A 4,236-nucleotide genomic window follows, 5' to 3' on the forward strand; every position below is an offset into this window, starting at 1 on the left:
GGCTCCCGGTGCTCGCGGTGGCCCGCAGCGCCGCCGACCTCCTCGCCGACCCGCACCGCTTCACCGTCACCGCGTGCCCGTCCCCGGACTGCGGCTGGCTGTTCCTCGACGCCCCGGGCCGCCGCCGCTGGTGCTCCCTGGGCACCTGCGCGACCAGGGAGACCACGCACTGCCTCGACTGAGGACCCGCCGCCCGCCTCCGCGGGCTTCTCTGCGACGGACCGCGGGAAGTCGGGGAGATCCCCATTCGTCCGCGTCATCCGCGAAGGCACCGCGCACGGGCAGCGGTACCGCCGGAGGACCGCGCCCGTGAATCCGGGCCGCCGGACTTCCCAGGCGTCCGGCCCGGCACGGTATGTTCCCATACGGAGTGGGTGTCACCGGAAGCCCGCGGGCCCCGGCTCCCCTTCGGATTGCACCGTCTCACCACCAAGGGATCGGCAATGATCACGCTTACGAAAGATGACGAGCCGGCGGACCTGGCCGGGGTAACCCACCTGTCGATAGGGGTCTCCTGGGACCCCACGGTCGGAAGCAGCGGCGGCATCATGGGCAAGCTGCGCCAGACCAAGGGCACCGACCTCGACCTGATCGCCATCGCCATGGCGGGATCCGACCCGGTCCGGCTGGCGGGCCTCGACTCGCTGGACCCGATGGGCAACGGCGCGATCGTCCACAGCGGCGACAACCAGACCGGCAAGGGCGACGGCGACGACGAAACGGTCACCGTCGAGTTCTCCCGGATGCCCGACCAGATCACCGCCATCGTCTTCGTCGCCGCCGCCTACAAGAAGGGCAGCAGCTTCCAGAAGGCCCGCAACATCAGCTTCAAGGTGTACGACGCCTCGGGCGGCAGCGCGCAGCAGGTCGCCGACATCTGGCCCAGCCTGCTCACCACCGACAACGGCTGCGCGGTGGCCAAGGCGACCCGCGCCGGCGCGTCCTGGCGGCTCCAGGTGATCAACGAGACGGGGAAGATCAAGCAGGGCAACGAGCACTCGCTCATGCGCTTCGCCGCAGGCAAGTAACCGAAGCGGCAAGGAGGCGCGAACGCCCAGGACGCCGCCCCCCGGGCGAACGCCGCGCCGCCGCCCCACCACCCCCGGGTCCACGGACCCGGGGGTCGTGCTTCGGTGCGCCCGCCCGCGCGCTCCGGCAAACGGGGCAACGCCCGCCCCGTCTCGCCCGCCGTGCTCCATAACCTGCCGTCCGGGCGCGCTTCCCGCGCCCTGTCGGCAAGCAGAGAGCGAGTCCCCCGGTGAAACTCCCCACGCAGTGCACGGCCTGGCTCACCGCGGCGGCCGCCCTCCTGGCGGTGATCGGCACCGCCCCGGCCGGTGCGGACGAGGCGTGGCAGCAGGTCGGCGGCGACGCGCGCAGCGGAGTCAGCGGCGCCGCGTACGAGGACGGCACGGCGGCCGGAGCCGGAGCCGACGCCGGAGCCGGCGTACTCGTGGTGCACGACAACAAGAGGTCCGGGCAGCCGCGCCTGTCGCGGATCACCCAGGAGGAGGGCACCGCCACTGTCGCCCCGGTGACCTGGGACGGGCCGGAGCCCGTCGACCTGGAGGCCATCGAAGCCGTCCCCGGGATGCCGGGGGAGTACCTGGCGCTCGCCAGCCGCGGCATCGTCTACCGCCTGACGGTCACCGGCACCACCGCGACGGTCGTCGACTACGCGCCGCTGCCGGCCATCGGCGAGGGCGACGACTTCGAGAGCTTCGCGCTCGTCGCCCGGAACGGGAGGCTCGCGGCCCTGTGGGCGGACCGCGGAGCCGGCCCCGAGCGCCCGGCCACGCTGTACGCGGCACCCCTGACGTTCGCCCCGTGGGGGCAGCCGCAGTGGGGCGCGGTGACGCACCGGGCCTACCGGGCGACGTACCCGATCGACGACGGCACGCGGCACATCTCCGACATCTCGGTGACCGACTCCGGCCGGATCCTCACGGGTTCGGCGGCGGACGCGGGCGACGACGGCCCGTTCGACTCCGCGGTGAGCGACGCGGGCCGGGTGACGGTGGCGGCGAACGGCCGCGTACGGGTCACGCTCGCACCGTCCCCGAGGGTCCTCGGCACGTTCCCGGGCTACAAGATCGAGGCCGTGGAGTGCCGGCCCGGCTCCGCGGACGCCTTCCTGGGCACGGACGACGAGAACGCCGGCGGATACGTACGAACCCTGCCGCTCTGCGCAACCTGAGCGGAAGGCGCGCCGACGGCCCGACCGCCCTCCCCCCGGTCAGTCGGCGCAGCCGGGGACCGGGGAGGGGGAACCCGCGCAGTTGTTCGGCAGGTTGCCGGTGACCGGCGACCCCGCGGCGGTGACGCGCCCCCCGTTGAAGATTCCGCCCGCGGTCTCGGCCGCCCGGTTGCCGGTGACGGCGGTGCCGTCGAGACGGAGCACGCTCAGGCTGCCGTTGTTGAGGATCCCCCCGCCCACCCCGCCGGTCGCCCGGTTCGAGACGACGCGGCCGGCGTTGAGGGTCGTGGTGCCCGCGTTCGAGAAGAGGCCGCCGCCGCCGAAGACCGCCGAGTTGCGGCGGACGGTCGTGTCGTTGAGCACGGTGGCCGCCCGCTCGCCGTTGGTGGCGATACCGCCGCCGAACTCCCGGGCGTGGTTCGACTCGACGGTGCTGCGGTTGAGCGTGAGGGTGCCGTAGTTGTTGAACAGACCGGCGCCGCTGCCCAGGGAACCACCCCGCACGGTGATGCGGTCCAGGGTGAGCCGACCGCCCATCTCCACTTCGAGGACCCGGAAGTCCGGCGTACCCGCCGCCGCACTGCGGGCGATCACGGCGGCGTCCGGCCCGCGCGAGCGGATCCGGATGTCCCCCGCGATGGCGGCGAGGGCGTTCACCCTGCCGTACGGGCGCGCGACCGTATACGTACACCCCGACTGGAGGACGATCTCCCACGACGCCCCGTGGCGCGCGTTCCCCTCGGCGACCGCGTCGTTCAGCATCCGCGCGCGGTCCGGTGCACAGGGCACGAAGACCCCGCGCGGCCCGCCCGCGGCCACGGCGTACGGCACCAGCCCCAGGACGACGCCGGCGGCGACGGCGCAGCATCGGGTCATCAGCACGGATCCCATGGAGGCAGCATCCCCGCCACCCGCGAACCCCGCACGCCGAAGCCCCCGCCCGGCCGACCGCCGTTCGAACGCCCCCGGCCGCCCACGGCAGGAATCCTCGCGGCATTTCGGCGCGCGGCTGTTCGCTATTCCACGCTCCGGGCGTTGTACGCCTGGTACGCGCCGTAAAGCAGCTGGATGCCGCCGACAGCGATCAGCACCACCCCCACTTTCGTGAGCGTGAAGACGGGAATGCTGACATCCTCGGTGAACAACGCCAGCGCCACTCCGACAACGGCGCAGACCGCGCCTTCGGCGATGTTCTTCGAGGCGGGAGCCACGGTGGCTGATCTCCTTGAAGTCGCTTCGTCCCCGGCAGGGCTGTTGCTCGAAATGCTAGGCGGGTGAGCAGGGCGCAACCTCGGCCCCGCGGATGAGGTGGGCACTACACATTTCGATGGACCGGAAGTCGCGTCCTCACCCCCGCGACGGCCCTGTGTTCCGGTTATGCGCCCACGTGGAGGTAGGCGGCCCACAGCGTCGGCGTTACCGGGTGCCGGGTGCGCCGCGCGCGGACCGCGGCGTGGAGGGCACGTGCCGGGGTGTCGTCGGTGCCGTAGAAGTGGCGGGCCACGGCGGGGGAGATCTCGTCGTCGACGCGCCAGAAGGTGCCGATGACGTGGGTGAATCCCGCCATGTGGAAGGCGCCGACGACGTGCAGCGCCTCGTCCGCGAGCGCTCGTGGCCCCAGGTGCGTCTCGCATGTGGACAGGTACGCGAGTCGGGCGTCGCGCAGCCGTAGTCGGGCCACGTCCGTGACCGTGAGGGCGGCGCTCCGGTGGTCGTGGAGCAGGAGGTGGCCGGCGGAGACGGCGTCCGCCGCGCCGACGGCGTGGCAGGCGAAGTGCGCCCAGCGGTGCCGGGGCATTTCCGCCAGCACCGCGGCGCGGGTCGCTCGCCGGCCCGTCAGCACCCGGCTTCCGGGGAAGCGGGTGGTCAGCGCGGCGATCTCCTCGTCCACCCCGGGCAGGTCGGTCGCGTCCGGGGTCCTGGGCACGGCGACGACGAGGGGGCGGGGCCGTCGCGCGCCGGCCACGGTCGGGCCTCGGGCGGCCACGTGGCGCCGTGCGTGGATGAGGGAGCGGACGGTCGGCGCGTAGGAGGACACG

Annotated in this window: 6 protein-coding genes; 3 read left to right on the forward strand and 3 right to left on the reverse strand. The window is 73.3% G+C overall.

Going from position 1 to position 4,236, the window contains the following annotated elements; translation table 11 throughout:
- The 3 genes from H5J30_RS19795 to H5J30_RS19805 form a co-directional block, all read left to right on the forward strand.
- On the forward strand, positions 1–182 hold a 182-nt coding region (locus tag H5J30_RS19795; RefSeq protein WP_181788744.1), incomplete at its 5' end, for a CGNR zinc finger domain-containing protein.
- Between the two features lie 261 nt (positions 183–443).
- Positions 444–1,028, forward strand: a complete 585-nt coding sequence (locus tag H5J30_RS19800; protein ID WP_181788745.1) for a TerD family protein — start codon at positions 444–446, stop codon at positions 1,026–1,028.
- A 230-nt stretch (positions 1,029–1,258) separates the two neighbouring features.
- Entirely contained in the window at positions 1,259–2,197 is a 939-nt protein-coding gene (locus H5J30_RS19805) for a hypothetical protein (RefSeq protein ID WP_181788746.1), read from the forward strand.
- A 39-nt stretch (positions 2,198–2,236) separates the two neighbouring features.
- Here H5J30_RS19805 and H5J30_RS19810 read toward each other — a convergent pair whose 3' ends face one another.
- From H5J30_RS19810 to H5J30_RS19820, 3 genes are all read right to left on the reverse strand, one after another.
- Positions 2,237–3,088: a hypothetical protein gene (locus H5J30_RS19810; RefSeq protein ID WP_258563420.1), complete on the reverse strand. Its 852-nt coding sequence runs from the start codon at positions 3,086–3,088 to the stop codon at positions 2,237–2,239.
- Positions 3,089–3,213: 125 nt separating this feature from the next.
- The gene (locus tag H5J30_RS19815; RefSeq protein WP_181788747.1) at positions 3,214–3,408 is read right to left on the reverse strand and encodes a DUF5708 family protein; all 195 of its coding nucleotides are present in this window, start codon (positions 3,406–3,408) and stop codon (positions 3,214–3,216) included.
- 164 nt (positions 3,409–3,572) lie between these two features.
- A partial coding sequence (locus H5J30_RS19820; RefSeq protein WP_181788748.1) for a CHAT domain-containing protein occupies positions 3,573–4,236 on the reverse strand: 664 nt, incomplete at its 5' end.

Origin of the sequence: Streptomyces phytophilus, assembly GCF_013870535.1 — a bacterium.
GTDB lineage: Bacteria > Actinomycetota > Actinomycetes > Streptomycetales > Streptomycetaceae > Streptomyces > Streptomyces phytophilus.

Bases quoted from the DNA above. Each gene is read 5' to 3' on its own strand.
- H5J30_RS19800 (WP_181788745.1), top strand. From the start codon at position 444: ATGATCACGCTTACGAAAGATGACGAGCCGGCGGACCTGGCCGGGGTA.
- H5J30_RS19810 (WP_258563420.1), bottom strand. From the start codon at position 3,088: ATGGGATCCGTGCTGATGACCCGATGCTGCGCCGTCGCCGCCGGCGTC.